Annotated in this window: 26 protein-coding genes; 14 read left to right on the top strand and 12 right to left on the bottom strand. The window is 57.9% G+C overall.

Features of this window, described 5'->3' with window-relative positions; genetic code table 11:
* Window positions 1-104 precede the first annotated feature (104 nt).
* Genes iaaA through gsiD form a run of 5 tightly spaced genes read left to right on the top strand, consistent with a single transcriptional unit; the run spans window position 105 to window position 6,327 of the window.
* Window positions 105-1,043 (top strand): beta-aspartyl-peptidase, encoded by a 939-nt coding sequence (iaaA, locus tag IM295_RS08405; RefSeq protein ID WP_126326641.1) that lies wholly within the window; start codon window positions 105-107, stop codon window positions 1,041-1,043.
* 11 nt (window positions 1,044-1,054) lie between these two features.
* Complete coding sequence (gene gsiA / locus IM295_RS08400) at window positions 1,055-2,926, top strand: glutathione ABC transporter ATP-binding protein GsiA (RefSeq protein ID WP_045630941.1); 1,872 nt, start codon at window positions 1,055-1,057, stop codon at window positions 2,924-2,926.
* Between the two features lie 23 nt (window positions 2,927-2,949).
* The gene (gene gsiB, locus IM295_RS08395) at window positions 2,950-4,488 is read left to right on the top strand and encodes a glutathione ABC transporter substrate-binding protein GsiB (RefSeq protein WP_041910691.1); all 1,539 of its coding nucleotides are present in this window, start codon (window positions 2,950-2,952) and stop codon (window positions 4,486-4,488) included.
* A 5-nt stretch (window positions 4,489-4,493) separates the two neighbouring features.
* Window positions 4,494-5,414, top strand: a complete 921-nt coding sequence (gsiC, locus tag IM295_RS08390) for a glutathione ABC transporter permease GsiC (protein ID WP_045630942.1) — start codon at window positions 4,494-4,496, stop codon at window positions 5,412-5,414.
* Window position 5,415: 1 nt separating this feature from the next.
* Window positions 5,416-6,327 (top strand): glutathione ABC transporter permease GsiD, encoded by a 912-nt coding sequence (gene gsiD, locus IM295_RS08385; RefSeq protein WP_028012480.1) that lies wholly within the window; start codon window positions 5,416-5,418, stop codon window positions 6,325-6,327.
* Window positions 6,328-6,390: 63 nt separating this feature from the next.
* On the opposite strand, the gene rimO is transcribed toward gsiD, so the two are convergent.
* A complete protein-coding gene (rimO, locus tag IM295_RS08380; RefSeq protein WP_041910688.1) occupies window positions 6,391-7,716 on the bottom strand; it encodes a 30S ribosomal protein S12 methylthiotransferase RimO in 1,326 nt (441 codons plus the stop codon).
* A gap of 216 nt (window positions 7,717-7,932) precedes the next feature.
* Here rimO and bssR point away from each other — a divergent pair, with 216 nt between their 5' ends.
* Window positions 7,933-8,316 (top strand): biofilm formation regulator BssR, encoded by a 384-nt coding sequence (bssR, locus tag IM295_RS08375; RefSeq protein WP_028012482.1) that lies wholly within the window; start codon window positions 7,933-7,935, stop codon window positions 8,314-8,316.
* A gap of 107 nt (window positions 8,317-8,423) precedes the next feature.
* Window positions 8,424-9,542 (top strand): PQQ-dependent sugar dehydrogenase, encoded by a 1,119-nt coding sequence (locus IM295_RS08370; protein ID WP_048957049.1) that lies wholly within the window; start codon window positions 8,424-8,426, stop codon window positions 9,540-9,542.
* Here the strand turns inward: IM295_RS08370 and IM295_RS08365 are convergent, their stop codons facing one another.
* Window positions 9,543-10,169, bottom strand: a complete 627-nt coding sequence (locus IM295_RS08365) for a glutathione S-transferase family protein (RefSeq protein WP_193066533.1) — start codon at window positions 10,167-10,169, stop codon at window positions 9,543-9,545.
* Window positions 10,170-10,409: 240 nt separating this feature from the next.
* Between IM295_RS08365 and dacC the strand changes: the two genes are divergently transcribed.
* Complete coding sequence (gene dacC / locus IM295_RS08360; protein WP_045260004.1) at window positions 10,410-11,615, top strand: serine-type D-Ala-D-Ala carboxypeptidase; 1,206 nt, start codon at window positions 10,410-10,412, stop codon at window positions 11,613-11,615.
* A 97-nt stretch (window positions 11,616-11,712) separates the two neighbouring features.
* Here dacC and deoR read toward each other — a convergent pair whose 3' ends face one another.
* From deoR to IM295_RS08345, 3 genes are all read right to left on the bottom strand, one after another.
* On the bottom strand, window positions 11,713-12,471 hold the full coding sequence (gene deoR, locus IM295_RS08355) for a DNA-binding transcriptional repressor DeoR (RefSeq protein ID WP_047368171.1): 759 nt from the start codon (window positions 12,469-12,471) through the stop codon (window positions 11,713-11,715).
* Window positions 12,472-12,537: 66 nt separating this feature from the next.
* Complete coding sequence (gene ybjG / locus IM295_RS08350; RefSeq protein WP_028012487.1) at window positions 12,538-13,146, bottom strand: undecaprenyl-diphosphate phosphatase; 609 nt, start codon at window positions 13,144-13,146, stop codon at window positions 12,538-12,540.
* Window positions 13,147-13,153: 7 nt separating this feature from the next.
* Entirely contained in the window at window positions 13,154-13,882 is a 729-nt protein-coding gene (locus IM295_RS08345) for a phosphatase PAP2 family protein (RefSeq protein ID WP_047368172.1), read from the bottom strand.
* A gap of 168 nt (window positions 13,883-14,050) precedes the next feature.
* Between IM295_RS08345 and IM295_RS08340 the strand changes: the two genes are divergently transcribed.
* On the top strand, window positions 14,051-15,283 hold the full coding sequence (locus tag IM295_RS08340; RefSeq protein ID WP_193066532.1) for an MFS transporter: 1,233 nt from the start codon (window positions 14,051-14,053) through the stop codon (window positions 15,281-15,283).
* 67 nt (window positions 15,284-15,350) lie between these two features.
* Here the strand turns inward: IM295_RS08340 and IM295_RS08335 are convergent, their stop codons facing one another.
* Entirely contained in the window at window positions 15,351-16,163 is an 813-nt protein-coding gene (locus IM295_RS08335) for a Cof-type HAD-IIB family hydrolase (protein WP_126326632.1), read from the bottom strand.
* The gene (locus IM295_RS08330) at window positions 16,153-17,367 is read right to left on the bottom strand and encodes an MFS transporter (protein ID WP_193052263.1); all 1,215 of its coding nucleotides are present in this window, start codon (window positions 17,365-17,367) and stop codon (window positions 16,153-16,155) included. Before IM295_RS08330 ends, IM295_RS08335 begins: the two co-directional genes overlap by 11 nt.
* Before the next feature lie 81 nt (window positions 17,368-17,448).
* Here IM295_RS08330 and IM295_RS08325 point away from each other — a divergent pair, with 81 nt between their 5' ends.
* Window positions 17,449-18,000 carry a TetR/AcrR family transcriptional regulator gene (locus tag IM295_RS08325; protein ID WP_028012492.1) on the top strand — a complete coding sequence of 184 codons (552 nt, stop codon included), beginning with the start codon at window positions 17,449-17,451 and terminating at the stop codon, window positions 17,998-18,000.
* A 21-nt stretch (window positions 18,001-18,021) separates the two neighbouring features.
* On the opposite strand, the gene arsC is transcribed toward IM295_RS08325, so the two are convergent.
* From arsC to IM295_RS08305, 4 genes are all read right to left on the bottom strand, one after another.
* Window positions 18,022-18,453 (bottom strand): glutaredoxin-dependent arsenate reductase, encoded by a 432-nt coding sequence (gene arsC, locus IM295_RS08320; protein WP_193066531.1) that lies wholly within the window; start codon window positions 18,451-18,453, stop codon window positions 18,022-18,024.
* A gap of 12 nt (window positions 18,454-18,465) precedes the next feature.
* Window positions 18,466-19,755, bottom strand: a complete 1,290-nt coding sequence (locus IM295_RS08315) for an arsenic transporter (protein WP_193066530.1) — start codon at window positions 19,753-19,755, stop codon at window positions 18,466-18,468.
* Between the two features lie 40 nt (window positions 19,756-19,795).
* Entirely contained in the window at window positions 19,796-20,116 is a 321-nt protein-coding gene (locus IM295_RS08310) for a metalloregulator ArsR/SmtB family transcription factor (RefSeq protein ID WP_193066529.1), read from the bottom strand.
* 253 nt (window positions 20,117-20,369) lie between these two features.
* Window positions 20,370-22,055 carry an aspartate:alanine antiporter gene (locus tag IM295_RS08305; RefSeq protein ID WP_014169303.1) on the bottom strand — a complete coding sequence of 562 codons (1,686 nt, stop codon included), beginning with the start codon at window positions 22,053-22,055 and terminating at the stop codon, window positions 20,370-20,372.
* 279 nt (window positions 22,056-22,334) lie between these two features.
* Between IM295_RS08305 and IM295_RS08300 the strand changes: the two genes are divergently transcribed.
* A complete protein-coding gene (locus IM295_RS08300; protein ID WP_080339193.1) occupies window positions 22,335-22,703 on the top strand; it encodes an inner membrane protein YbjM in 369 nt (122 codons plus the stop codon).
* 30 nt (window positions 22,704-22,733) lie between these two features.
* On the opposite strand, the gene IM295_RS08295 is transcribed toward IM295_RS08300, so the two are convergent.
* Window positions 22,734-23,003, bottom strand: coding sequence for a GrxA family glutaredoxin (locus IM295_RS08295; protein WP_028012502.1), 270 nt, complete (start codon window positions 23,001-23,003; stop codon window positions 22,734-22,736).
* A gap of 185 nt (window positions 23,004-23,188) precedes the next feature.
* On the opposite strand from IM295_RS08295, the gene nfsA reads away from it, so the two are divergent.
* From nfsA to IM295_RS08280, 3 genes are all read left to right on the top strand, one after another.
* The gene (gene nfsA / locus IM295_RS08290; RefSeq protein WP_028012503.1) at window positions 23,189-23,911 is read left to right on the top strand and encodes a nitroreductase NfsA; all 723 of its coding nucleotides are present in this window, start codon (window positions 23,189-23,191) and stop codon (window positions 23,909-23,911) included.
* Window positions 23,912-23,980: 69 nt separating this feature from the next.
* Window positions 23,981-24,883 carry a 30S ribosomal protein S6--L-glutamate ligase gene (gene rimK, locus IM295_RS08285; RefSeq protein ID WP_028012504.1) on the top strand — a complete coding sequence of 301 codons (903 nt, stop codon included), beginning with the start codon at window positions 23,981-23,983 and terminating at the stop codon, window positions 24,881-24,883.
* Window positions 24,884-24,946: 63 nt separating this feature from the next.
* A complete protein-coding gene (locus IM295_RS08280) occupies window positions 24,947-25,423 on the top strand; it encodes a YbjN domain-containing protein (protein WP_003858385.1) in 477 nt (158 codons plus the stop codon).
* The last annotated feature ends 118 nt before the right edge of the window (window positions 25,424-25,541 follow it).

Genomic DNA, 25,541 nt, shown 5'->3' with positions numbered 1-25,541 from the left:
TACATCACTGTTGCGTCTTTCTATATTCAAAAATCATCTGAAGTTTCATCGACGATAATGATATTTATAGAAAAAGCCGCGAATCAGGCTAACGGGTGATGCGAATGGTTAATGCGGTAATCGCAATTCATGGCGGCGCAGGGGCAATCACCCGTGCACAGCTCAGTCCCGAGCAGGAAAAGCGCTACATTGACGCGCTGTACGCCATTGTGGAAACGGGCCAGAAAATGCTGGAAGCGGGCGAGAGCGCGCTGGATGTGGTCACCGAGGCGGTGCGCCTGCTGGAAGAGTGTCCGCTCTTTAATGCCGGAATAGGTTCGGTCTTTACCCGGGATGAAACCCACGAGCTGGACGCCTGCGTGATGGACGGCGTCACCCTGAAGGCGGGCGCCGTGGCGGGCGTGAGCCATCTGCGAAATCCGGTGCTGGCGGCGCGTCTGGTGATGGAGGAGAGCCCGCACGTTCTGCTGGCGGGCGCCGGGGCGGAAAAATTTGCCTTTGAGCACGGAATGGAACCGGTATCGCCGGATCTGTTTTCCACGGAAGAACGCTATCAGCAGCTGCTGAAAGCCCGTACGGCGGGCATAACGCAGCTTGACCATACTGCGCCGCTGGATGAAACCACCAAAATGGGCACGGTCGGCGCGGTGGCGCTCGATAAAGCCGGTAACCTCGCGGCGGCGACGTCAACGGGCGGCATGACCAACAAGCTGCCGGGACGCGTCGGCGACAGCCCGCTTCCCGGCGCGGGCTGCTATGCCAATAACGCCACGGCGGCGGTGTCGTGTACCGGCACCGGGGAAGTGTTTATTCGCGCCCTCGCGGCCTACGACATCACCGCGCTGATGGATTACGGCGGTTTAAGCCTGAGCGAGGCCTGCGAGCGCGTGGTGATGGAAAAATTACCTGCCCTGGGCGGCGTCGGCGGGCTGATTGCGGTCGATCGTGAGGGCAACGTGGCCCTGCCTTTCAACAGCGAAGGCATGTACCGCGCCTGGGGTTATGCCGGTGATGAGCCGAGCACGGGCATCTATCGTGAATAAGGGGGCAGCGCGTGCCGCACACTGAAGAACTGGACAACCGCGAGGTGCTGGCTGTCCATCAGCTGAATATTGCGTTTCAGGAAGAGCGGCAGTTCATCCCCGCAGTACAGAATTTATCGTTCTCGCTCAGGCGCGGCGAGACGCTGGCGATTGTTGGCGAATCCGGCTCCGGGAAATCGGTCACCGCGCTGGCGCTGATGCGCCTGCTGGAACAGACGGGCGGGCAAATCAGCAGCGAGAAAATGCTCCTGCGCCGCCGTAACCGTCAGGTCATCGATTTAAACGAGCTAAGCGGCGCGCAGATGCAGGGCGTGCGCGGGGCGGATATCGCGATGATCTTCCAGGAGCCGATGACCTCCCTGAACCCGGTGTTCCCGGTCGGGGAACAAATTGCCGAGTCCATCCGGCTGCATCAGGGGCTGAGCGGCGATGAGGCGCTCAAAGAGGCCCGACGGATGCTGGAGCTGGTGCGCATTCCGGAGGCGCAGGCCATTCTGGGGCGCTACCCGCATCAGCTTTCCGGCGGCATGCGCCAGCGGGTGATGATTGCCATGGCGCTCTCCTGCCGTCCGGCGGTGCTGATTGCCGATGAGCCGACGACGGCGCTGGACGTGACGATTCAGGCGCAGATCCTGCAGCTCATCAAAGTGCTGCAGCAGGAGATGGAGATGGGGGTGATTTTCATCACCCACGATATGGGCGTGGTGGCTGACATCGCCGATCGGGTGCTGGTGATGCACAAGGGCAATGCTGTGGAAACCGGTGCGGTCGAGCAGATTTTCCATGCCCCCGAGCATCCTTACACCAAAGCGCTGCTGGCGGCGGTGCCGCGGCTTGGGGCGATGAACGGCAGCGATTTGCCGCGCCGTTTTCCGCTGATTTCCCTGGAGGCGACAGAGCCGCAGGAGGATGAAGGCGAGCAGGACACCGTGGTGTCGGGCAAACCGATACTCGAAGTGCGCAATCTGGTGACCCGCTTTCCGCTGCGCAGCGGAATTTTCAACCGCCTGAAGCGCGAAGTGCATGCGGTGGAAAACGTCAGTTTCGATCTCTGGCCGGGTGAAACGCTGGCGCTGGTAGGAGAGTCCGGCTGTGGGAAATCCACCACCGGGCGGGCGCTGCTCAGGCTCGTGGAGACCCAGGAGGGGACGATAACCTTTAACGGTGAACGTATCGACACCCTGCCAGATAATAAATTACAGGCGATACGGCGAGATATTCAGTTTATCTTCCAGGATCCGTATGCCTCTCTCGACCCGCGCCATACGGTAGGGTACTCAATTATGGAGCCGCTGCGGGTGCATAACCTGCTCGACGGCGAGGCGGCGCAGCGTCGCGTGGCCTGGCTGCTGGAGCGCGTTGGCCTGAAGCCGGAACACGCCTGGCGTTATCCGCACGAGTTTTCCGGCGGGCAGCGGCAGCGTATCTGCATCGCCCGCGCGCTGGCGCTGAACCCGAAGGTGGTGATTGCGGATGAATCCGTCTCGGCGCTGGATGTCTCGATCCGGGCGCAAATTATCAACTTACTGCTGGATTTACAGCGGGATATGGGGATTGCCTTCCTGTTTATCTCGCACGATATGGCGGTGGTAGAGCGTATCAGCCACCGCGTGGCGGTGATGTTTATGGGGCAGATCGTGGAGATTGGCCCGCGAAGGGCGGTGTTTGAGAACCCGCAGCACCCCTACACCCGCAAGCTTATTGCGGCGGTGCCGGTTGCCGATCCCGCGCACCGCCACGGCCAGCGCGTGCTGCTGCAGGATGAGATGCCGAGCAACATTCGTAAACGGGGCGAAGCCGTGGAGCGCGTCACGCTGCGTGAGGTTGGTCCGGGCCACTTCGTGGCTCCGCCGCGCCAGGACAATGCCTTCTCACGTTTATAACTTACAACAGGCAGGAGAACACAATGGTTACATTTGTAGCGCGTAGATGGTTGTTAGCCGCGAGCGTGACGGCAGCCCTGGCCGCTGCCCCCGCGTTCGCCGCCAAAGACGTGGTGGTTGCCGTAGGCTCCAACTTCACCACGCTCGATCCGTACGACGCCAACGACACGCTCTCCCAGGCGGTGGCGAAATCGTTCTATCAGGGGCTTTTTGGTCTCGACAGAGAGATGAAGCTGAAAAATGTGCTGGCGGAGGGGTACACCGTATCCGACGACGGGCTGGTCTATACCATCAAGCTCCGTTCCGGCGTGAAGTTCCAGGACGGGACTGATTTCAATGCGGAGGCGGTAAAGGTCAACCTCGACCGTGCCAGCAATCCTCAAAACAGCCTCAAGCGCTATAACCTGTATAAAAATATCGCCAGCACCGAGGTAGTCGACCCGGCAACGGTAAAAATCACCCTGAAAGAGCCATTCTCCGCGTTTATCAATATTCTGGCGCATCCGGCGACGGCGATGATCTCGCCCGCCGCGCTGAAAAAGTACGGTAAAGAGATCGGCTTCCACCCGGTGGGAACCGGTCCGTACGAGCTGCTCACCTGGAACCAGACCGATTTCGTGAAGGTGAAAAAATTCGCGGGATACTGGCAGCAGGGTCTGCCGAAGCTGGATACCATCACCTGGCGTCCGGTGGTGGATAACAACACCCGCGCGGCAATGCTGCAAACCGGCGAGGCGCAGTTTGCCTTCCCCATCCCGTATGAGCAGGCCGCCATTCTGCAGAAAAACAGCAAGCTGGAGCTGGTTGCCAGCCCGTCTATCATGCAGCGCTACATCAGCATGAACGTCACGCAGAAGCCGTTCGATAACCCGAAGGTGCGTGAAGCCATCAACTATGCCATTAACCGTCAGGCGCTGGTGAAGGTCGCTTTTGCGGGTTATGCCACCCCGGCCACCGGCGTGCTGCCGCCGTCTATCGCGTATGCGCAAAGCTATCAGCCATGGCCGTACGATCCGGCTAAAGCGCGCGAGCTGCTGAAAGAGGCGGGTTTCCCGAACGGCTTCAGCACCACGCTGTGGTCGTCGCATAACCACAGTACCGCGCAGAAGGTGCTGCAGTTTACCCAGCAGCAGTTGGCGCAGGTGGGGATTAAGGCGCAGGTGACCGCGATGGATGCCGGGCAGCGTGCGGCAGAAGTGGAGGGGAAAGGGCAGAAAGAGAGCGGCGTGCGGATGTTCTACACAGGCTGGACCGCCTCGACCGGTGAAGCCGACTGGGCGCTGTCGCCGCTGTTTGCCTCGCAGAACTGGCCGCCAACCCTGTTCAACACCGCGTTTTACAGCAATCCGCAGGTGGACAAAGACCTGGCCGATGCCCTGAAAACCACCAAACCGGAAGAGAAAGCCCGCCTCTACAAGGACGCGCAGGACATTATCTGGAAAGAGTCGCCGTGGGTACCGCTGGTGGTGGAGAAACTGGTCTCAGCCCATAACAAAGCGCTGACCGGGTTCTACATCATGCCGGACACCGGCTTTAGCTTTGACGATGCGGATTTAAAATAAACCTCATGCTGAATTATGTTTGTAAACGTCTGCTGGGGCTTATCCCGACGCTGCTGATAGTGGCGGTGCTGGTGTTTTTGTTTGTCCACATGCTGCCGGGCGATCCGGCGCGTCTGGTAGCCGGGCCCGAAGCGGATGCCACCGTCATTGAGCTGGTGCGTAAACAGCTGGGCCTCGACCAGCCGCTGTATATGCAGTTTCTGCACTATATGTGCAACGTTCTGCAGGGCGACTTTGGTATTTCAATGGTGTCGCGGCGTCCGGTGTCGGAGGAGATTGCCAGCCGCTTTATGCCCACGTTCTGGCTAACGATTGCCAGCATGGGCTGGGCGGTGGCGTTTGGGCTGGGCGCGGGGATTATTGCGGCCGTCTGGCGCAACCGCTGGCCGGACAAGCTCGGCATGGCCCTGGCGGTGACCGGCATCTCCTTCCCGGCATTCGCGCTGGGGATGCTGCTGATGCAAATCTTTTCCGTTGAACTGGGCTGGCTGCCGACCGTCGGGGCCGATACCTGGAAGCATTACATTCTGCCCTCCATGACGCTGGGCGCTGCCGTGTCGGCGGTGATGGCCCGCTTTACCCGCGCCTCGTTCGTGGACGTGCTGAGCGAAGATTATATCCGCACCGCGCGGGCGAAAGGAGTCAGCGAGAAGTGGGTCATTCTCAAGCACGGGTTCCGCAATGCGATGATCCCGGTGGTGACGATGATGGGGCTGCAGTTTGGTTTCCTGCTGGGTGGCTCTATCGTCGTCGAAAAGGTCTTCAATTGGCCGGGGCTGGGGCGCCTTCTGGTCGATTCCGTCGAGATGCGCGACTACCCGGTGATTCAGGCAGAAGTCCTGCTTTTCTCGCTGGAGTTTATTCTTATCAACTTAGTGGTGGACGTGCTCTACGCCGCCATTAACCCGGCCATCAGGTATAAGTAAGATGCGATTGTTGAACTGGCGGCGTCAGGCCGTTTTGAACGCGATGCCGGGGCTGAAACCGGAGCATGTCCGCACTCCGTGGTCCGAATTCTGGCGACGTTTTCGCCGTCAGCCGGTCGCAATGGCGGCGGGGCTGTTCGTGCTGGTGCTAATTGCGGTGGCGATCGTTGCGCCGTGGGTAGCGCCGTTTGATGCGGAAAACTACTTTGACTACGACCGCCTGAACGACGGCCCCTCAATGCTGCACTGGTTCGGCGTGGACTCGCTTGGCCGCGATATCTTCAGCCGCGTGCTGGTGGGGGCGCAAATTTCTCTCGCCGCCGGGGTTGTCGCGGTGCTGATCGGCGCAGCTATCGGTACCGTGCTGGGGCTCGTCGCCGGGTATTATGAAGGCTGGTGGGACCGCATCATCATGCGCATCTGCGACGTGCTGTTTGCCTTTCCCGGCATTCTGCTGGCGATTGCCGTTGTCGCCATTATGGGCAGCGGGATGGCCAACGTCATCATTGCGGTCGCGGTGTTTTCGATTCCGGCCTTTGCCCGCCTGGTGCGCGGCAACACGCTGGTGCTGAAGCAGCAGACGTTTATTGAATCCGCCCGCAGCATGGGGGCCAGCGATACCACCATTCTGTTCAGCCATATTCTGCCCGGAACGGTGTCGTCCATCGTGGTCTATTTCACCATGCGTATCGGCGTGTCGATTATTTCGGCGGCCAGCCTGTCGTTTCTGGGGTTAGGGGCACAGCCGCCGACGCCGGAGTGGGGTGCGATGCTGAACGAGGCGAGGGCCGATATGGTGATTGCGCCGCACGTGGCGATCTTCCCGAGCCTGGCGATTTTCCTGACCGTGCTGGCGTTTAACCTGTTAGGTGACGGGCTGCGCGATGCGCTGGATCCGAGGATAAAGGGGTAGTGCAGTGAAATGTGCCGGGTGGCGGCTACGCCTTACCCGGCCTGTAAAAGATGTGCAGTGAGATTAAACCCGGCTACCCCACAGGTCATACTCATCCGCGTTTTCAACCTTCACGCGAATAATATCACCTGGCTTAACGTTGGTTTCGCCGTTCAGGTACACCGCGCCGTCGATTTCAGGGGCGTCCGCCATGCTGCGACCAATCGCGCCTTCTTCGTCCACTTCGTCGATGATAACCATGATCTCACGGCCCACTTTCTCCTGCAGACGTTCAGCAGAGATCTGCTGCTGCAGCTGCATGAAGCGGTTCCAGCGCTCTTCCTTAACCTCTTCCGGCACCTGATCCGCCAGCTCGTTGGCGGTTGCGCCTTCCACCGGGCTGTATTTGAAGCAGCCGACACGGTCCAGGCGCGCTTCTTTCAGGAAGTCGAGCAGCATCTGGAAGTCTTCTTCGGTTTCACCCGGGAAGCCGACGATAAAGGTGGAACGCAGGGTCAGATCCGGACAGATTTCACGCCACTGCTTGATGCGCGCCAGCTGGCGGTCAACGGAGCCAGGGCGTTTCATCAGCTTGAGGATGCGCGGGCTGGCGTGCTGCAGCGGGATATCCAGGTACGGCAGAATCTTGCCTTCCGCCATCAGCGGGATCACATCGTCAACGTGCGGGTACGGGTAAACGTAGTGCAGACGCGTCCAGATACCGAGCTTAGCCAGCTGCTCGCACAGGCCCACCATGCTGGTTTTCACCGGCTCGCCGTTGTGGAAACCGGAGCGGTGTTTGACGTCCACGCCATAAGCTGAGGTGTCCTGGGAGATGACCAGCAGCTCCTTCACGCCCGCGTCGGCCAGACGTTTCGCTTCCGCCAGCACTTCGCCAATCGGACGGCTCACCAGATCGCCACGCATGGACGGGATGATGCAGAAGGTGCAGCGATGGTTGCAGCCTTCAGAAATTTTCAGGTAGGCGTAGTGACGCGGCGTCAGCTTTACGCCCTGTTCCGGCACCAGGCTCAGGAACGGGTTGTGCTTTGGTTTTGGCACGTAGTGATGAACATGTTCCAGCACCTGCTCGTAGCTGTGCGGGCCGGTGATCTCCAGCACCTTCGGGTGCACTTCGCGGATTTGGTCCACTTTCGCGCCCAGGCAGCCGGTAACAATCACTTTGCCGTTTTCGGTCAGCGCTTCACCGATGGCTTCCAGTGACTCCTGCACCGCGCTGTCGATAAAGCCGCAGGTGTTAACGATCACCATATCGGCGTTGTCGTAGCTTGGCACCACGTCATAGCCCTCGGTGCGCAGTTCGGTCAGGATGCGTTCTGAATCCACCAGGTTTTTCGGGCAGCCCAGGGAGACGAAGCCGATTTTCGGCTGGTGCGTAACATTGCTCATAGGTTAAAAATTCATCAATTATGGAGTTATCAGGGCGGGATTTTACAGCGTATCGCGGGGGATTTATACACTCTTTGCAAGGCGGATGCGCCAGGCCGAGGTTGTAACATTGTAAATAATGTTAATCAGTTAAGAATAATTGATCTCAGGCATTAAACTGTACAAAAAATGACCTTATTCTGAATGTGCAACATGGCTGACAGAGGAGGAAATAGCATGTCCGTTGACAGACTGAAACGCGATCTGCTTAACAAGCTGATCAACGCCCGAATCGACCTGGCCGCCTATCTGCAGCTCAGGAAGGCAAAGGGCTATATGTCAGTCAGCGAAAGCGAACATCTGCGTGATAATCTGTTTGAACTGTGTAATTTCATGCGTGAAAAAGCACCGACCCTGAAGGCGGAATACGATGAATGCGAGCTGATGGCGCTGCGTCGCGCCGCTGAGGTGCTCTCCATTGCAGGGGTATGTTTGATGAACGGACGCCACGACTGCCCGAATTTTATCGCTGTTAACGCGGAGAAGCTTGAAAACTGCCTGACAACGCTCTCTCTTTGCATCATGTGTCTTAACAAGCACGAGACGCTTGCACAGCACTGAGTTCGGGGGGAGGCAACTCCCCCCTCTGATTAAGCTTTTGTAAAAGTGGTAACGCGCCCGGAGGTAATGGCTAATCTTTATGCCATATGCCGAAAAAGGAGAGCTTTATGCCTCGATCCTCGTTGATTTTCCTGCCTGCATTGTTCATTCCGTTTTCGCTTCTTGCTGCGCCAGAGGCGGTAAAGGTTGAGGTGCTGCAAAACCGACTCGATCACCCCTGGTCGATGGCGTTCCTGCCGGGTAATGACGGTTTACTGGTCACTCTTAAGGGCGGGCAGCTCAAGCGCTGGCAGGCCGGGAAAGGACTTTCCGATCCCATTGTCGGCGTGCCGAAGGTGTGGGCGAACGGCCAGGGAGGACTGCTGGACGTGGTGCTGGCGCCTGATTTTGAAAAGTCGCGCCGCGTCTGGCTGAGCTACGCCGAAGCCGGGCGTGACGGCAAGGCCGGAACGGCGGTGGGCTATGGTCGCCTGAGCGACGATCTTTCCCGCATCGAGGGATTCCAGGTGGTGTTCCGCCAGATGCCGAAACTCTCTACCGGTAACCATTTTGGTGGGCGACTGGTGTTCGACGGCAAAGGGTATCTCTTCATTGGACTCGGCGAGAACAACCAGCGCCCGACGGCGCAGGATCTGGACAAGCTGCAGGGTAAGGTGGTGCGCCTCACCGAAGACGGTAAAGTGCCGCCGGATAACCCCTTTGTGAACACCTCCGGCGCGCGGCCGGAAATTTGGTCCTACGGCATTCGTAACCCGCAGGGGATGGCGATGAACCCGTGGAGCGACACGCTGTGGCTGAACGAGCACGGCCCGCGCGGCGGGGATGAAATCAACATCCCGGAGAAGGGCAAAAATTACGGCTGGCCGCTGGCGACGCACGGCATTAACTACAGCGGGCTGAAAATCCCGGAAGCCAAAGGCGAGCACGTTGAGGGAGCCGAAAAGCCGCTGTTTGTCTGGAAAGTGTCGCCCGCGGTCAGCGGCATGGCGTTCTATAATAGCGACGTGTTCCCGCAGTGGAAAAACAAGCTGTTTATTGGGGCGCTGAAGGAAAAGGACGTTATCGTGCTGAGCGTGGACGGCAATAAGGTGACGGAGGACGGGCGGATCCTGGGCGACCGGGAGCAGCGTATTCGCGACGTGCGGGTGGGGCCGGATGGCTATCTGTATGTCCTGACTGACGAAACGGACGGGCAGCTGTTAAAAGTCAGCCCGTCCGGTGCGTAATCAGGTGACCGGGATCATCACCACGTTACGGTACGCCGGGCGCTCGCTAAGCTGCTTAAGCCAGCGGTCAAGGTTCGGGCGCGGCGTCCATTTCAGACCGAGGTTGGTCAGGTTCCAGATGAACGGCGCTACGGCAATGTCCCCCACGCCGAACGTATCGCCGGAGAACCAGGCGTGCTTCGCCAGCTCATCGTCCATCATCGCAAACAGGTTTTCGCAGGCATCCTGCGCGGCATGAATGGCGGGGTAGTCGCGCTCGGCTTCAGGGGTTCTCACCAGCCCCATCAGGATCACGCGGTGAACGGGAGAGAGCGTCTGATTTGCCCAGTCCATCCACTTCTCACCCTGCGCGCGCTGCGCCGGGTTTTCAACCCACAGGCGGCCAAGACCGTACTGGGCGGCGAGGTAACGCACAATAGTGTTGGACTCCCAAAGCGTTGCGTCTGTTTCGTCATCGCGCAGCAGCGGCACCAGGCCGTTCGGGTTCATCGCCAGATAGTCGGCCTCTTTGTTCACGCCGAACGACATGCCAGACATGATTTGGTTAAACGGTAAATCCAGTTCCTCCAGCGTCCAGAGCACTTTCTTAACGTTGGTCGAATTATTCCTGCCCCACAGCGTAATCATATTTACTCCTGATGAGTGTGAATCCGGGTCGGCTTTTTGCCATGGTGAGATAAACCTAACAATTACGCAACAGAAGACAAAAAAATCGCCTGAATCAAAGCGTAAATGAATGTTATTGCATAAACTTTAATAACTTTACCCTCGTTGGGTTTCTTTAACCGTTTTAGTGCGCTATTACTCATCGCTTCTTGCGACACGGTGATGTGACGTAATTTTTGAATGGACACTCGGGTGGCATTTATGACGCGAAAAATGACTTCTCTGCGCAGCCTGGCGGCAGGCTCTGCGCTCCTTTTCCTGTTTGCACCAACACTCTACGCGGCTGAACAGGCTGCGCCCGAAGCGCCGCCTGTGGACGCGCGCGCCTGGATCCTGATGGACTATTCCAGCGGTAAGGTGCTGGCGGAAGGCAATGCGGATGAGAAACTCGATCCGGCCAGCCTGACCAAAATCATGACCAGCTATGTGGTCGGGCAGGCGTTAAAAGCGGGCAAGATCAAGCTGGACGATATGGTCACCATCGGGAAGGATGCCTGGGCGACAGGCAACCCGGCGCTGCGGGGCTCGTCGGTGATGTTCCTGAAGCCTGGCGATCAGGTCTCCGTCTCCGATCTGAACAAAGGGGTAATCATTCAGTCGGGAAATGATGCGTGTATCGCGCTGGCCGACTACGTTGCCGGCAGTCAGGATTCTTTCATTGGTTTGATGAATGGCTATGCGCAAAAGCTCGGCTTAACCAACACCACCTTCAAAACGGTCCACGGCCTGGATGCGCCGGGACAGTTCAGTACCGCGCGCGACATGGCGCTGCTGGGAAAAGCGCTGATCCACGACGTGCCGGATGAATACGCCATCCACAAAGAGAAAGAGTTCACCTTCAACAAAATTCGCCAGCCGAACCGCAACCGCCTGCTGTGGAGCAGCAACGTTAACGTGGACGGAATGAAGACCGGCACCACGGCCGGCGCGGGCTACAACCTGGTGGCCTCCGCGACGCAGGGCGACATGCGCCTGATCTCGGTGGTGCTGGGCACCAAAACCGACCGCATCCGCTTTAACGAGTCAGAAAAACTGCTGACCTGGGGCTTCCGCTTCTATGAAACCGTGACGCCGATTAAACCGGATGCCACGTTCGTCAGCCAGCGCGTCTGGTTTGGTGACAAGAGCGAGGTGAATCTGGGGGCGGGTGAGGCCGGTTCCGTGACCATTCCACGCGGTCAGCTGAAAAACCTGAAAGCAAGCTATACCCTGACCGACCCGCAGCTCACCGCGCCGCTGAAAAAAGGCCAGGTGGTCGGGACGATTGATTTCCAGCTAAACGGCAAGTCGATTGAACAGCGTCCGCTGATTGTGATGGAAGCGGTGGAAGAGGGCGGCTTCTTCAGCCGGATGTGGGATTTCGTGTTGATGAAATTCCATAGCTGGTTTGGCAGCTGGTTTAGTTAAGTTTTATGCCGGGTGGCGCTGCGCTTACCCGGCCTACGTTTTTTCTCCCTCTCCCTGTGGGAGAGGGCCGGGGTGAGGGCATCAGACCGCACCCCGTTTAATACATCAACTTCACCTGCTGTGCCTTTGCATGGGCCACAATCTCGTCATCGGGGCGGCAATCGCTGACGATGGCGTCAAACTGCGCCAGCTCGCCCATTCTTGCCGAACGCACCTTGCCAAACTTACTGTGATCGACCACCAGCACATGATACTGCGCGGCATTTAACGCCCAGTGCTTGACCGGCAGCTCCTCCAGATTAAAGCAGGTTGCACCCTGGCGCACGTTCACGCCTGCGGCAGAATAAAACGCGATGTCCGGGCATAAATTGCTAAGCGTGTCCTGCAGGTTAAGCGGTTTAAAGATGGCGTTGCTGGCGTGAAACTCGCCGCCGCAGAGGATCACCCGGCACTCGGGTTTCTCCTGAAGCGCCAGAAAGGTGTTCAGGGAGTAGCACACGGCGGTAAAGGGAATGCTGCTGTCGATGGCTTCGATAATCCACGGCGTGGTGGTGCCGCAGTCAAAAAACAGCGTCTGGTGCGGCTGAACCAGCGTGGCCGCAAGGCGCGCGGCTTTGCGCTTCTCTTCAACCAGACGCGTCTTCTGGTCGCTGATCAGATAATGGCTGGCGCTGCGCGGCTCAAGGACGATGTACCCGCCCAGCAGTACCACGGGGGCGCTGTCGCTGTTCAGATCGCGACGAATGGTCATCTCTGAGACGCCGAGGAGGTTGGCGGCTTCCTTCAGATGCAGCTTATCGCTGCGCTTCAGCGCCTGCAGCAGCTGAGCAATGCGGTCATCGCGTCGTGTTTCCATAGTTCCTCGGGATAAAAAAGTGAGCCCCCGCAGGGCGGGGGCTCAGTGTAACCTGTCCGGTTGGGGTTAGTCACGTATCCAGCCCTTACGGATCGGGATGGCAAAAATGGCGCGATAGAGCGAAGAGAGCCCGCGGTAGAGCGCCTCACCGAAGAGATTCCACAGGATAGCCGCGCTCACGCAGCCAATTAGCCCCACCAGGAAACCGCCCACCATATCCAGCGGCCAGTGGACGCCAAGATAGACGCGCGACCAGGCGATAGCCACAGCGACCACCATCAGCACCGCACCCGACCACAGGCGATGCCAGAACAGGAAAGCCAGCGCGAAGGTGAAGATCACCGTACCGTGATCGCTCGGGAAAGAGTCATCCGGCGCGTGGTGCAGGAAGGTGTAGCCAATGCGATCGACAAAAGGACGATCGTGCGGGAACGCGTGGCCGAGAAGATAGCTGACCAGCACGCTTACCCCGAGCGCCATCGCGACTTTGATCACCAGCTGGCGCTGAGCCTTAACCTGGCTGCGCGGCCCCCACAGCCAGAGAATGGCAGCCAGCGCAGGCACGATGCTGATAAGGTCTTTCGCCAGAAAGGTGGCAAAATCAATCATCCACTCTGGCGAGGCCGGGGTGGCGTTGATCAGATAAAACAGCTGATAATTCAGATTCTCTAGCATAGCGTAATCACTCTTTTGCAAACCGGGTGGAAACCAGCCCGTAGACCGCCACCTGGGAAAACCAGACCCACCACCCGGCCCACAGGTTGTGAGAGAAAAAATGTGCCCCGCGCATCACCTGGCCGAAGCCCATCGCCAGACCCAGAACCGCGCCAAGGACCACAAAGCTCCAGGCGAGACGCGGACGCTCGCGCCAGAAGGCAAAAAACAGCCCCATCACCATAAAGCCGCTGGAAGAATGGCCACCCGGGAAGCAGCGGCCCGGGCCGCTGTCTGCCGGAACGGCGCTGAACAGGGGGTAAGACACGGCCTTACCGCCATATTCCACCAGATCCCACGGGCAGCTGTGGTGGCTGATGCTTTTCAGCACGCCAACCACCAGCGCGCCAAGCCCCATCAGCAGCGCGGCTGTGACAAGCCTTGCGTTACGTTTGTAAGCGCCGTAAAGCAGCGCCACGGCGCCTAAGGCAATCGCAATGTACTTCGCCAGACGATGGTTCAGCAGATCCAGCAGGTGGTCTTTCTGCAGCGGGAAAGTCTGTGTCGCCGCGTCATACCAAAAACCGGTGATCCATCTGTCGAGCGCTTCATCGCGCGATAGCCACGTAAACACCACGGCAAGCGCTACTAGCACCAAAAGCTGATAACCATAAAAGCGGGACGGTAAGCGGTAAAGCTGTTTTGTCTTATTAGTCTGTAAGTTAGACAATTCTGAACGGCTGGAAGTGAGTGCCATAATTAGGGATCATTGACGAGTAATCGCGCTATCATAAAACTGTCAACTTAAGGAAACCTTAAACGAAGACGATATGTGCTTTATTTCTGTTTCTCCTCGATAAATCACTATCTCGGATTACGGCATTTCATTAAACTCGTCGCGATTTTGTCATTATAAAGAGATTGCATGTTAAACCGTTCTTCTTCTGGTTCACGTCTGGGTCGTCAGGCGTTGCTTTTCCCTCTGTGTCTGGTGCTCTACGAATTCTCTACCTATATCGGCAACGATATGATCCAGCCCGGTATGCTGGCCGTTGTGGAGCAGTACAACGCGGGAATCGAGTGGGTGCCGACCTCCATGACCGCCTATCTGGCTGGCGGCATGTTTTTGCAGTGGCTGTTAGGCCCGCTGTCGGATCGTATTGGCCGCCGTCCGGTGATGCTGACGGGCGTGGTGTGGTTTATCGTTACCTGCCTCGCCACGCTGCTGGCGCAAAACATTGAACAATTTACCCTGCTGCGTTTCCTGCAGGGGGTGAGCCTGTGCTTTATCGGCGCCGTGGGGTATGCCGCCATCCAGGAGTCGTTTGAGGAGGCGGTGTGTATCAAAATTACCGCGCTGATGGCGAACGTGGCGCTGATCGCCCCCTTACTCGGGCCGCTGGTGGGGGCCGCGTGGGTGCACGTTGCGCCGTGGGAAGGGATGTTTGTGCTCTTTGCTATTCTCGCCGCCATCGCGTTCTTCGGCCTGCACCGCGCGATGCCGGAAACGGCTACCCGTCTGGGCGAAAAACTCTCGCTGAAAGAGCTGGGCCGGGATTACAAAGCAGTGTTGCAAAATGGCCGCTTCGTGGCGGGGGCGCTGGCGACCGGATTCGTTAGCCTGCCTCTGCTGGCGTGGATCGCGCAGTCACCGGTTATTATCATCAGCGGTGAAAAGCTCAGCAGCTACGAGTACGGCCTGCTGCAGGTGCCGATCTTTGGCGCGTTGATTATCGGTAACCTGGTGCTGGCCCGTCTGACGTCTCGCCGCACCGTGCGTTCACTGATTATCATGGGCGGCTGGCCGATTGCGGCAGGGCTGATTCTGGCTGCGGTAGCGACCGTCGCGTCATCCCACGCCTACCTGTGGATGACGGCGGGGCTGAGCATTTATGCCTTCGGAATTGGCGTGGCGAACGCTGGCCTGGTGCGTCTGACCCTGTTTGCGAGCGAGATGAGTAAAGGTACGGTCTCTGCGGCGATGGGCATGCTGCAGATGCTGATTTTTACCGTCGGTATCGAGGTGAGCAAGCACGCCTACGCGCTGGGCGGCAACGGGTTGTTCAGCCTGTTTAACCTCGCCAACGGCGTGCTGTGGGTTGGCCTGATGGTGGTGTTCCTGAAGGACAAACGCGTCGGAAACGCCCTGCAACCATAATTTTTTTTCCCTCTCCCCTTTTGGGGAGAGGGCCAGGTGAAGGGCGAGGCCGCCAGACCGCACGCGGTCAATTAAACGGTGCCTCCCCGTTCAACACCATCTCAATCACGTTTAAAACGCCTTCCTCGTTATTATGCGGTGCTTCAAAGCGCGCCTCCGCTTTAATATGCGGTTTGGCATTTGCCATCGCAAAGCTGAACCCGGACTGACGCAGCATCTCCACGTCGTTGCCGCTGTCACCAAAGGCCACCACTTCGCTGTCCTCGATGCCCCAGCGCGTTTGCAGGATCCGCAGGCCGTTGGCTTTATGCACGCCGGGGATAATCAGGTCAATGCTGCCGTGACCGGTGGTGACGGGCACCATAATGTCACTTAACTTTTCATGCAGCAGCGCCTGAATGCGCGGAATTTCGTCATCGGAAACGTTGAGCCCGAACTTGAAGAAGATGTCGTTCAGGCTGTTGAAATCCTGCACCCTTTCGAGACGGTGATAATATTTTGACGCGATATCAATGAAGGCATCGTCATAGGCCTTAAGCGTGTAGGCGCTGCCTTTCCCGCAGGCGATAATCTCAATGCCGGGGACGTCGTTTAAGACGGTGGCCACGGTGCTGAAATGCGCTTTTGTCAGCTCGCCGTTGAACACATCTTCCCCGGCATCGACCACCCAGCCGCCGTTTTCGGCAACAAAGGCAATTTCATGCGCGATCTCCGGGAAGAAGGAGATCAGCTGGTAATACTGGTTGCCGCTGGCAACCACAAAGCGAATGCCTTGCTCCTTCATGCGCGCATACTGCGCCAGAAAGCGCGGGCGGTTATAGGTCTTGGCATCACTCAGGAATGTGCCATCCATGTCGACGGCGATCAGTTTAACGCTCATATCCCTTCTCCATTGACGTTTGTTCCGTTTCCGGCTTTGCCACCGCGCGCGCCACCAGCGCCGCGATAATCACCAACCCTAACACCACCAGCATGGCGCTGCGCAACCCGTAGTGCTCACCGAGGAAACCGAGCAGCGGCGGCCCGACCAGGAAGGCGAGGTAGCCCGTGGTCGCCACCACGCTGACGCGGGTCGGGGCATCCGGGCCGGTGTCGCTGGCGGCCGAAATAGTCAGCGGGAAGCCGAGCGACGCGCCCAGACCCCAGAGGATCACCGAGACCCCGGCAATCCAGTCCACGTCCACAAAGACGATCATCGCGATACCCAGGCCGCCGAGCAGGGCGCTGGCGCGCACTACCGCGACGCGGCTGTAGCGGTCGATAAACCAGCCGCCGGTGAAGCGCCCGACGGTCATCCCCAGCGTAAACCCGGCGTAAATCAGCGAGCCGGAGGTCGGACTAAAGCCGTGGCCGTCCACCATCAGCAGCGGCAGCCAGTCGTTGGCGGAGCCTTCCGCGAACGCCATCGCCAGCACCACCACGCCGATGAGCATCAGCTGGAAATCGCGGTAGAAGGGCAGCCCTTTTTCCGTCGAATGCTGTTCTTCAGCGGAATTCTTGCCGGTACCGTTCGGGATCGCCCGAATGCCGGTCAGGATCGGAATGATGCATACCAGCGCCGCCAGCAGGATATGCAGATTCGCGCTCATGCCAAAGGCCGTCAGCGCCATCCCCACGCCCGCGCCGGCGAGCGTGCCGAGGCTGTAAAAGCCGTGCATCATGGGCAGCACGGTTTTGTTCATCTCGCGCTCGACCGCCGCCCCTTCAACATTAATCGCAACCTCTGCCGAGCCGAAGCTGCCGCCAAATACCGTCAGCCCCAGGGCAAACAGCACCGGCGAAGCAAACCACAGCGCCACGCTTAGCACGATCATCCCAATTACCGCGAAGCACATGGTGGTGCGGATCACCGCCCGCGTGCCAAAGCGCTTCACCAGCCACGCGGAGCAGAGAATGCCGCTCATGGAGCCTATCGACAGGCCGAACAGCACGATGCCCATCTCCGCGGTGGAGACGGACAAGATATCGCGAATGGCGGGCGTACGTGTGGCCCAGGAGGCCATCAGCAGACCGGGAATGAAGAAGAACATAAACAGCGCCCACATGCGGAGCTGCAGGGCTTTGCGGGGAGAGGTCAGCGTCATTGGGGTAGCACCAGAAGTACAACAATAGCGACAACACTAGCAAGTTTGTGTACATTTGTACACAAACCAGGTGAGGGATTTATGAGCAGACCACCGAACGATCCGCATCGACGTGAAAAAATTCTCCAGGCGACGCTGGACACCATTGCCGAACACGGTATTCACGCCGTCACGCACCGCAAAATCGCCACCTGCGCGGGCGTGCCGCTGGGGTCAATGACCTACTATTTCGACGGCATGGAGCCGCTGCTGGAGGAGGCCTTCACGTGGTTTACCCGGCAGATGTCGCAGCAGTACCGGGATTTCTTCGCGGGCGTCACCGGGCCGGAGATGGCGTGTGAATCCATCACCACCCTGATCCACAGCTCGCAGGTGACCACGCCGCACAACATGGCGCTGATGTATCAGCTTTACGCCTTTATGCACCGCAGCGCGGCGCTCAAAACGGTGATGCAGGACTGGATGAAAATGAGCCAGACCACGCTCGAGCAGTGGTTCGACCCGGTCACCACCCGCGCGCTGGACGCGTTTATCGAAGGGATGACGCTGCACTATGTGACTGACCGAGAGCCATTAAGCCGGGAGGAAATTCGGGCGATGGTGGGGAGAATTGCGGGCGAGGGGAACCCTTAGGCATCACTCGCCCTGCCTGTTTTACCTGCGTTCGATTTTTTTCCCGCTGGCGTCCACGACGGCTTCGCCATCCTCTTTACTAAACGCGCCTTTCTGCGCGTTCGGCAGAATGTCGAGGACAACTTCAGACGGGCGGCACAGGCGGGTGCCCAGCGGCGTGACCACAATCGGACGGTTAATCAGAATCGGGTATTGCAGCATAAAGTCGATAAGCTGGTCGTCGCTGAAGATATCTTCGGCCAGGCCGAGCTGTTCATAGGGCTCCACGTTTTTGCGCAGCAGATCCCGCACCGAAATCCCCATATTAGCAATCAGGGTGGCCAGCTTATCGCGCGACGGCGGGGTTTCCAGATAGAGGATAATCTCCGGCTCCGTGCCGCTGTTGCGGATCATCTCCAGCGTGTTGCGCGAGGTGCCGCAGGCTGGGTTGTGGTAGATGGTGATGTGGCTCATATCAGTGGCTCATTACAGTGTGAAGGAGAGACGTAGCGCCAGCGCGGCGAGCGTCACAAACAGGACCGGCAGCGTCATGATGATGCCCGTCCGGAAATAGTAGCCCCAGGTAATCGTCATGTTTTTCTGCGCCAGCACGTGGAGCCAGAGCAGGGTGGCGAGGCTGCCGATAGGCGTGATTTTCGGCCCCAGATCGCAGCCAATCACGTTGGCGTAAATCATCGCGTCCTTGAGCAATCCCGTCGCCATGCTGCCCTCAATGGAGAGCGCGCCAATCAGCACCGTGGGCATATTGTTCATTATGGATGACAGGAACGCGGTGATGAACCCGGTTCCCAGCGTGGTGGCCCACAGCCCGTGTCCGGACAGACTATTCAGCACGCCAGTGAGATAATCCGTCAGCCCGGCATTGCGCAGGCCATACACCACCAGATACATCCCGAGCGAGAAAATAACAATTTGCCAGGGTGCGCCGCGCAGCACTTTTCCGGTGTTTATTGTATGTCCCCGTTTTGCGACAGCGAATAAAATCAGCGCGCCGACGGTGGCGATGGCGCTGACCGGAATGCCGAGAGGTTCAAGCACAAAGAAGCCGACGAGCAGAAGCAGCAGCACGATCCAGCCCGTTCTGAACGTCGGGAGATCGTGAATGGCCCGCGCGGGCTCCTGAAGTTTCGCCAGGTCATATTCCGGGGGAATTTCCTTGCGGAAGAAAAGATGCAGCATCACCAGCGTTGCGACAATCGCGGCGATATCAACGGGGATCATCACCGAGGCGTATTCGCTGAACCCCAGCTTAAAGAAGTCTGCCGACACGATGTTGACCAGGTTGGAGACAATTAGCGGCAGGCTGGCGGTATCGGCGATAAAACCTGCCGCCATCACAAACGCCAGCGTGGCCTGCTTGCTGAACCCCAGCGCCAGCAGCATGGCGATGACGATAGGCGTCAGGATCAGCGCCGCGCCGTCATTGGCAAACAGCGCCGCCACGGCCGCACCCAGCAGCACGATATAAGTAAACAGCAATCGACCGCGACCGTTTCCCCAGCGGGCAACGTGCAGCGCCGCCCACTCGAAAAAGCCGGACTCATCCAGCAGCAGGCTGATGATAATGACGGCGATAAACGTTGCCGTGGCGTTCCAGACGATATTCCAGACCACAGGTATATCGTTAATGTGAATTACCCCGCTGGCCAGCGCCAGCACGGCGCCAATGGTCGCGCTCCAGCCGATACTGAGCCCTTTGGGCTGCCAGATGACCAGTACCAGCGTAACCAGAAAAATTGCCCCTGCCAGAAACATCGCTTACTCCTTTATATCTGATTTTATGAATATGTTTTGATTAGCATGAGCCCGGGAGTCGGTTTTTCAGCTTCATGCGCGTCTCTTCCCGCAGGCAGTTCCAGCTGGTGTCGATAACGGCTGCCGCCCACGCGGGCATGTTGGGAGAGAGACGGTAATGGATCCATTTGCCCTCGCGACGATCGATAACCAGCCCGGACTCGCGCAGCAAGGCCATATGGCGGGAGACTTTCGGCTGCGGTTCGCTGGTGGCGGAGCAGAGATCGCAGACACACAATTCTCCCGTTTCGCGAAGCAGCATGACGATGGCGAGTCGCGTTTCGTCGGAGAGGATTTTGAAGAGCTGGAGCGGGTGGATCATGGGTGTTCCTGAGGGTAGATTAAATCATATTCGTTTAATCATATATGTTTTGGTGGGAAGAGAGAAGGTCAAATTACAGAAAGGGGAATTTCAGGCAACAAAAAACCCATCAACCTTGAACCAAAACGGCGGGGTTGATGGGCTCCACAAATTGGGGACATCAAAGAAAAGCAGTGGCACTAGTTATGACTGCCCCCTGCTAAAAAAGTTCTGCGCGTTACAAAAATTTTTTCATTACGCGCAAACTTAGGAGTTATCCGAGTCCCGGCCAGATGATGATAATCAGCGTACCCGCCAGCGTCAGCAGTACGTTCGCGATAGCATAGGTGCCTGCATACCCCAGCGCCGGGATGTTGCTGCGCGCGGTATCGCTGATGATTTCCATCGCCGGGGCACAGGTACGCGCCCCCATCATTGCCCCGAACAGCAGGGCGCGGTTCATACGCAGCACGTAGGCGCCGAACAGGAAGCAGATCACCACCGGCACCAGGCTGACGATAAGGCCGGAAACCAACATCTGCCAGCCGACGGCACCGAGGCTGTGACCAATTCCGCTTCCCGCGCTTAAGCCCACGCCCGCCATAAACACCATCAGACCGAACTCTTTCACCATGTTCAGCGCGCCCTGCGGAATGTAGCCGAAGGTCGGGTGGTTCGCTCGCAGGAAGCCCAGCATGATCCCGGCGAACAGCAGACCGGCGGCGTTACCGATGCCGAAGCTAAAGTTGCTGAACTGGAAGGTGATCATCCCGATCATCAGGCCAACGATAAAGAAGGCGCAGAAGGCCAGCAGGTCGGTGACCTGGCTGTGAATAGAGATAAAGCCGATGCGGTCGGCAACGGTTTTTACGCGTCGCGCGTCGCCGCTGACCTGCAGCACGTCGCCTTTGTTGAGCACGACGTTGTCGTCGATAGGCATCTCAATCTGGCTGCGGATCACGCGGTTGAGGAAGCAGCCGTGGTCGGTCAGCTTCAGCTGCGCCAGGCGGCGGCCCACGGCGTTATGGTTTTTCACCACGATCTCTTCGGTGACGATACGCATGTCGAGCAGGTCGCGGTCGAACACCTCTTTGCCGTTACGGAAGCTCGGGTCGAGACGGGCGTGCGCGTCCGGGTAACCCACCAGTGCGATGTCGTCGCCCATCTGCAGCACCGCGTCGCCGTCCGGATTCGCCAGAATGCCGTTGCGGCGGATACGTTCGATGTAGCAGCCCGTCTGGCGGTAAATCCCCAGTTCGCGAAGATTTTTGCCGTCTGCCCATGCCACCAGCTCCGGTCCGACGCGGTAGGCGCGGATAACCGGGAGATAGACTTTACGTTTGGAATCGGTATCCAGGCCGCGCTCGCGGGCGATTTGCTGGGCGCTGGTCTGCAGATCCTGGTGCTGCAGTTTTGGCAGGTAGCGCGCGCCAACGATCAGGCTCACCAGACCAATCAGATAGGTCAGGGCATAGCCCAGGCTCAGATGGTCGAGGGCGGTAGAGAGCTGCGCGCCCGCCATGCCGGAATGGCGCAGGGTATCACCGGCGCCCACGAGCACGGGGGTTGACGTCATAGAGCCGGCCAGCATACCGGCTGTAAGCCCGATATCCCAGCCAAACAGTTTGCCCAGTCCTAACGCGATCAGCAGCGCGCTGCCGACCATCACCAGCGCCAGCATCAGATAATTTTTGCCGTCGCGGAAGAAAATTGAAAAAAAGTTAGGTCCCGCTTCTACGCCAACGCAAAAAATAAACAGCATAAAACCTAAGTTCAGCGCGTCCGTGTTAATGCTGAAGTGCTGCTGGCCTAATAATAAGGAGACGACTAAAACGCCAATGGAATTACCGAGTTGAACCGAACCCAGGCGCAATTTACCCAGGCAAAGACCCAGCGCCAGTACCACAAATAATAACAGGATGTAATTCCCATTTAACAAGTCTGCGACGTTTATATTCACGGAGGCTAACTTCTTGTTTACCAGTAAGTTGTTGAATGAAAGGACTTTTTGGGCTACTGTTTTCTGGATCAGGGAAAAGCGCTAACGCTCCCTGTTTCCTGCTTTATTCCCTAAAACATTAGCTGGCGTGTAGTTTAATCGCATTAGCTACTGACAGCTACTGATTATCGCATCACCCTGTGCGTACTTTGGCATGGATTGCCGCACTGCTTTATCTGACTGGGCGTCTACCCGACGAATGTGTATTTGATAGAGATAAGTCAGGAGGATAGTTTGAATATGAAACGAAACTGGGCGGGGGTGATCAGCTGTTTTTTGCTGTTCACGGTCGTGTGCATGTCGCTCGCATTTAATGTAAAGGGCGCGTTCAGGGCGTCCGGGCATCCTGAGCTGGGGTTGCTCTTCTTCACGTTGCCGGGGGCTGCCGCCAGTTTTCTCTCCCGTCAAGGGGAGGTGGTGAAGCCGCTGCTGGGCGCCATGCTCGCTGCACCGCTGTGTCTGCTGATGATGCGCCTGATGTATATTTCAACGCGGAGTTTCTGGCAGGAGCTGGCGTGGTTGCTGAGCGGCGTATTCTGGTGCGCGCTTGGCGCGCTGTGCTACCTGTTTGTGCGCAGCCTGGTTCAGCACCGACGGCACCGCAAATAAAAACGCCCTCATGGTGAGGGCGTCTCTTCATTACTGCTCGGCAAACAGGCCCAGATGCTCTTTGGCGTAGGCCTCAAAGTCGGTGCAACCGCCGATGTGTTTCTGATCGAGGAAGATCTGCGGCACGGTTTCAACCGGCTTACCGACGGTTTTTTCCAGGTCGGCTTTGGTGATGCCTTCCGCGTGGATGTCCACATAGCGGAAGTTGAAGTCATCGCGCTCTTCGGTCAGTTTCTCAGCCAGCTCTTTCGCGCGCACACAGTAAGGGCACCCTGGACGACCAAAAATTACTGCAAACATTTCTCTCTCCTCAAAAAACAAGCCTGACGGCGAATGACACGTATAGTGCCCCATAACCCGCCGTCATTAAAGAAGGTTTCGCCTGTCGTTATAATACCTATGAGCTATGTTTCGCCAATTACACCGCGCACATCATTGCCTATACTGGCTGCCATACGTATTAAGCAAGACTAAAGAGAGACAAGATGACGCCAACCATAGACCTGCTCCAGTCCCACCGCTCCATTCGCCACTTTACCGATGAGCCGATTACCGAGGCGCAGCGTAATGCGATTATCGACAGCGCAAGAGCCACCTCCAGCTCCAGCTTTTTGCAGTGCAGCTCGATTATCCGCATTACCGATAAAGCCATGCGTGAACAGCTGGTGACGCTTACCGGCGGGCAGAAGCATGTGGCTCAGGCAGCCGAGTTCTGGGTGTTCTGCGCCGACTTTAACCGCCACCTGCAGATCTGCCCTGAGGCGGAGCTTGGGCTGGCTGAACAGCTGCTGCTGGGCGTGGTGGATACCGCACTGATGGCGCAAAACGCCTTTACGGCCGCGGAATCGCTGGGGTTAGGCGGTGTCTATATCGGCGGGCTGCGTAACAACATTCAAAGCGTGACCGACCTGCTGAAGCTGCCAAAACACGTGCTGCCGCTGTTTGGCCTCTGCCTCGGCTGGCCGGCAGACAACCCGGATCTCAAGCCGCGCATTCCTGCCGCGATGCTGGTGCATGAAAACCATTACCAGCCGGTCGATCAGGATGTCCTGAATCAATACGACGAAGAGCTGGCGAACTACTACATGACGCGCGGCAGCAATAACCGTCGCGACACCTGGACGGACCATATTCGCCGCACCATCATCAAAGAAAACCGCCCGTTTATTCTTGAGTATCTGCACAAGCAGGGCTGGGCAACGCGATAGTCCATTCCTCCTGCGCCTGCCTGCGTATATGATATGCAGGCTTTTTCCATGTCTTCAGAGAGGTGCAGGGTGAAAATTGCCATATTGTCCCGGGACGGAACGCTCTATTCATGTAAGCGCCTGCGAGAAGCGGCGGCGAAACGCGGGCATCAGGTTGAGATCCTCGACCCGATGTCCTGCTATATGAACATCGACCCCGCCGCCTCGTCGATTCACTACAAAGGCCGCAAGCTGCCGCACTTCGATGCGGTGATCCCCCGCATCGGCTCCCAGATTACCTACTACGGCACCGCCGCGCTGCGCCAGTTCGAAATGCTGGGCAGCTATCCGCTCAACGAATCCGTCGCCATTTCCCGCGCCCGCGACAAGCTGCGCTCCCTGCAGCTTCTCGCCCGACAGGGGATCGATCTTCCGGTCACGGGTATTGCTCATTCACCGGACGACACCAGCGATCTCATCGACATGGTGGGCGGCGCGCCGCTGGTGATCAAGCTGGTGGAAGGCACGCAGGGTATTGGCGTGGTGTTAGCGGAAACGCGTCAGGCGGCGGAGAGCGTGATCGACGCCTTTCGCGGGCTGAATGCGCACATTCTGGTGCAGGAGTACATTGAAGAGGCGAAAGGGCGCGACATTCGCTGTTTCGTGGTGGGGAACGAAGTCGTGGCGGCCATCGAGCGCCAGGCCAAAGAGGGCGACTTCCGCTCTAACCTACACCGCGGCGGCGTCGCGCGGGTAGCCGATATTAGCGAACGCGAACGGGAAATAGCCGTGAAAGCGGCGCAAACCCTGGGGCTGGACGTAGCGGGCGTGGACCTTCTTCGGGCGACGCGCGGGCCGCTGGTGATGGAGGTGAACGCCTCCCCGGGGCTGGAAGGTGTGGAAAAAACCACAGGGGTCGATATTGCAGGTAAAATGATCTCATGGATCGAGCGTCATGCCACGCCGGGTTACTGTCTGAAAACGGGCGGTTAAATGGATTACCGGGCGCTTTTTGAGTACCCTATGCGAAGTTTTTACTAAAGAGGCTGCACAGCGATGGATTTACAGGTCGTACCTACACTGGATACGTTACGTCAATGGCTTGATGATGCCGGGATCACCTTCTTCGAATGTGATTCCTGCCAGGCGCTGCATCTGCCTCATATGCAGAATTTCGACGGCATTTTCGATGCCAAAATCGATCTGATTAACGACGTGATCCTTTTTTCCGCGCTGGCCGAAGTGAAGCCTTCTGCGCTGCTGGCGCTGGCCTCCGATCTCTCGGCTATCAACGCCAGTTCTTTGACGGTGAAAGCATTTCTGGATATACAGGACGATAATCTGCCAAAACTGGTCGTTTGCCAGTCTTTATTCTCCGGGGCGGGGCTGTCGTTCAAGCAGTTCGCCTGGTTTATGCGCCTGAGCGAAGAGCAAATTTCCATGGTTATGATGGAAGCCAATGCACATCATCTGCTGTATAGCGCGGAAGACGATGCTGAGAATAATGATGCATCTCCCAATTTTCTTCACTAAGCCCGTTTGACTTTTGCGCAGTCGCTGCCATAGCGGCTGCAGAAGGCCATTTTTTCTGCTGCCTTTAACCTTTCTTTAAAGAATTTTTCACCTCCCTCAAGGCCATTTCGGCTTATCA

This window comes from Enterobacter cloacae complex sp. P14RS (assembly GCF_014895895.1).
Lineage (GTDB): Bacteria > Pseudomonadota > Gammaproteobacteria > Enterobacterales > Enterobacteriaceae > Enterobacter > Enterobacter bugandensis.
Note: the sequence above shows the minus strand (reverse complement) of the source record. Positions and strands in the feature narration are given on the sequence as shown.

Coding starts and splice junctions, on each gene's coding strand:
- gsiD (WP_028012480.1), top strand. CDS start 5,416: ATGCGATTGTTGAACTGGCGGCGTCAGGCCGTTTTGAACGCGATGCCG.
- iaaA (WP_126326641.1), top strand. CDS start 105: ATGGTTAATGCGGTAATCGCAATTCATGGCGGCGCAGGGGCAATCACC.
- IM295_RS08365 (WP_193066533.1), bottom strand. CDS start 10,169: ATGATTACGCTGTGGGGCAGGAATAATTCGACCAACGTTAAGAAAGTG.
- rimO (WP_041910688.1), bottom strand. CDS start 7,716: ATGAGCAATGTTACGCACCAGCCGAAAATCGGCTTCGTCTCCCTGGGC.
- IM295_RS08345 (WP_047368172.1), bottom strand. CDS start 13,882: ATGGCACTCACTTCCAGCCGTTCAGAATTGTCTAACTTACAGACTAAT.
- bssR (WP_028012482.1), top strand. CDS start 7,933: ATGTCCGTTGACAGACTGAAACGCGATCTGCTTAACAAGCTGATCAAC.
- IM295_RS08370 (WP_048957049.1), top strand. CDS start 8,424: ATGCCTCGATCCTCGTTGATTTTCCTGCCTGCATTGTTCATTCCGTTT.
- IM295_RS08300 (WP_080339193.1), top strand. CDS start 22,335: ATGAAACGAAACTGGGCGGGGGTGATCAGCTGTTTTTTGCTGTTCACG.
- gsiB (WP_041910691.1), top strand. CDS start 2,950: ATGGTTACATTTGTAGCGCGTAGATGGTTGTTAGCCGCGAGCGTGACG.
- gsiC (WP_045630942.1), top strand. CDS start 4,494: ATGCTGAATTATGTTTGTAAACGTCTGCTGGGGCTTATCCCGACGCTG.
- IM295_RS08310 (WP_193066529.1), bottom strand. CDS start 20,116: ATGATCCACCCGCTCCAGCTCTTCAAAATCCTCTCCGACGAAACGCGA.
- IM295_RS08335 (WP_126326632.1), bottom strand. CDS start 16,163: ATGAGCGTTAAACTGATCGCCGTCGACATGGATGGCACATTCCTGAGT.
- deoR (WP_047368171.1), bottom strand. CDS start 12,471: ATGGAAACACGACGCGATGACCGCATTGCTCAGCTGCTGCAGGCGCTG.
- IM295_RS08315 (WP_193066530.1), bottom strand. CDS start 19,755: ATGTTTCTGGCAGGGGCAATTTTTCTGGTTACGCTGGTACTGGTCATC.
- IM295_RS08330 (WP_193052263.1), bottom strand. CDS start 17,367: ATGACGCTGACCTCTCCCCGCAAAGCCCTGCAGCTCCGCATGTGGGCG.
- nfsA (WP_028012503.1), top strand. CDS start 23,189: ATGACGCCAACCATAGACCTGCTCCAGTCCCACCGCTCCATTCGCCAC.
- IM295_RS08325 (WP_028012492.1), top strand. CDS start 17,449: ATGAGCAGACCACCGAACGATCCGCATCGACGTGAAAAAATTCTCCAG.
- IM295_RS08280 (WP_003858385.1), top strand. CDS start 24,947: ATGGATTTACAGGTCGTACCTACACTGGATACGTTACGTCAATGGCTT.
- arsC (WP_193066531.1), bottom strand. CDS start 18,453: ATGAGCCACATCACCATCTACCACAACCCAGCCTGCGGCACCTCGCGC.
- dacC (WP_045260004.1), top strand. CDS start 10,410: ATGACGCGAAAAATGACTTCTCTGCGCAGCCTGGCGGCAGGCTCTGCG.
- ybjG (WP_028012487.1), bottom strand. CDS start 13,146: ATGCTAGAGAATCTGAATTATCAGCTGTTTTATCTGATCAACGCCACC.
- IM295_RS08295 (WP_028012502.1), bottom strand. CDS start 23,003: ATGTTTGCAGTAATTTTTGGTCGTCCAGGGTGCCCTTACTGTGTGCGC.
- IM295_RS08340 (WP_193066532.1), top strand. CDS start 14,051: ATGTTAAACCGTTCTTCTTCTGGTTCACGTCTGGGTCGTCAGGCGTTG.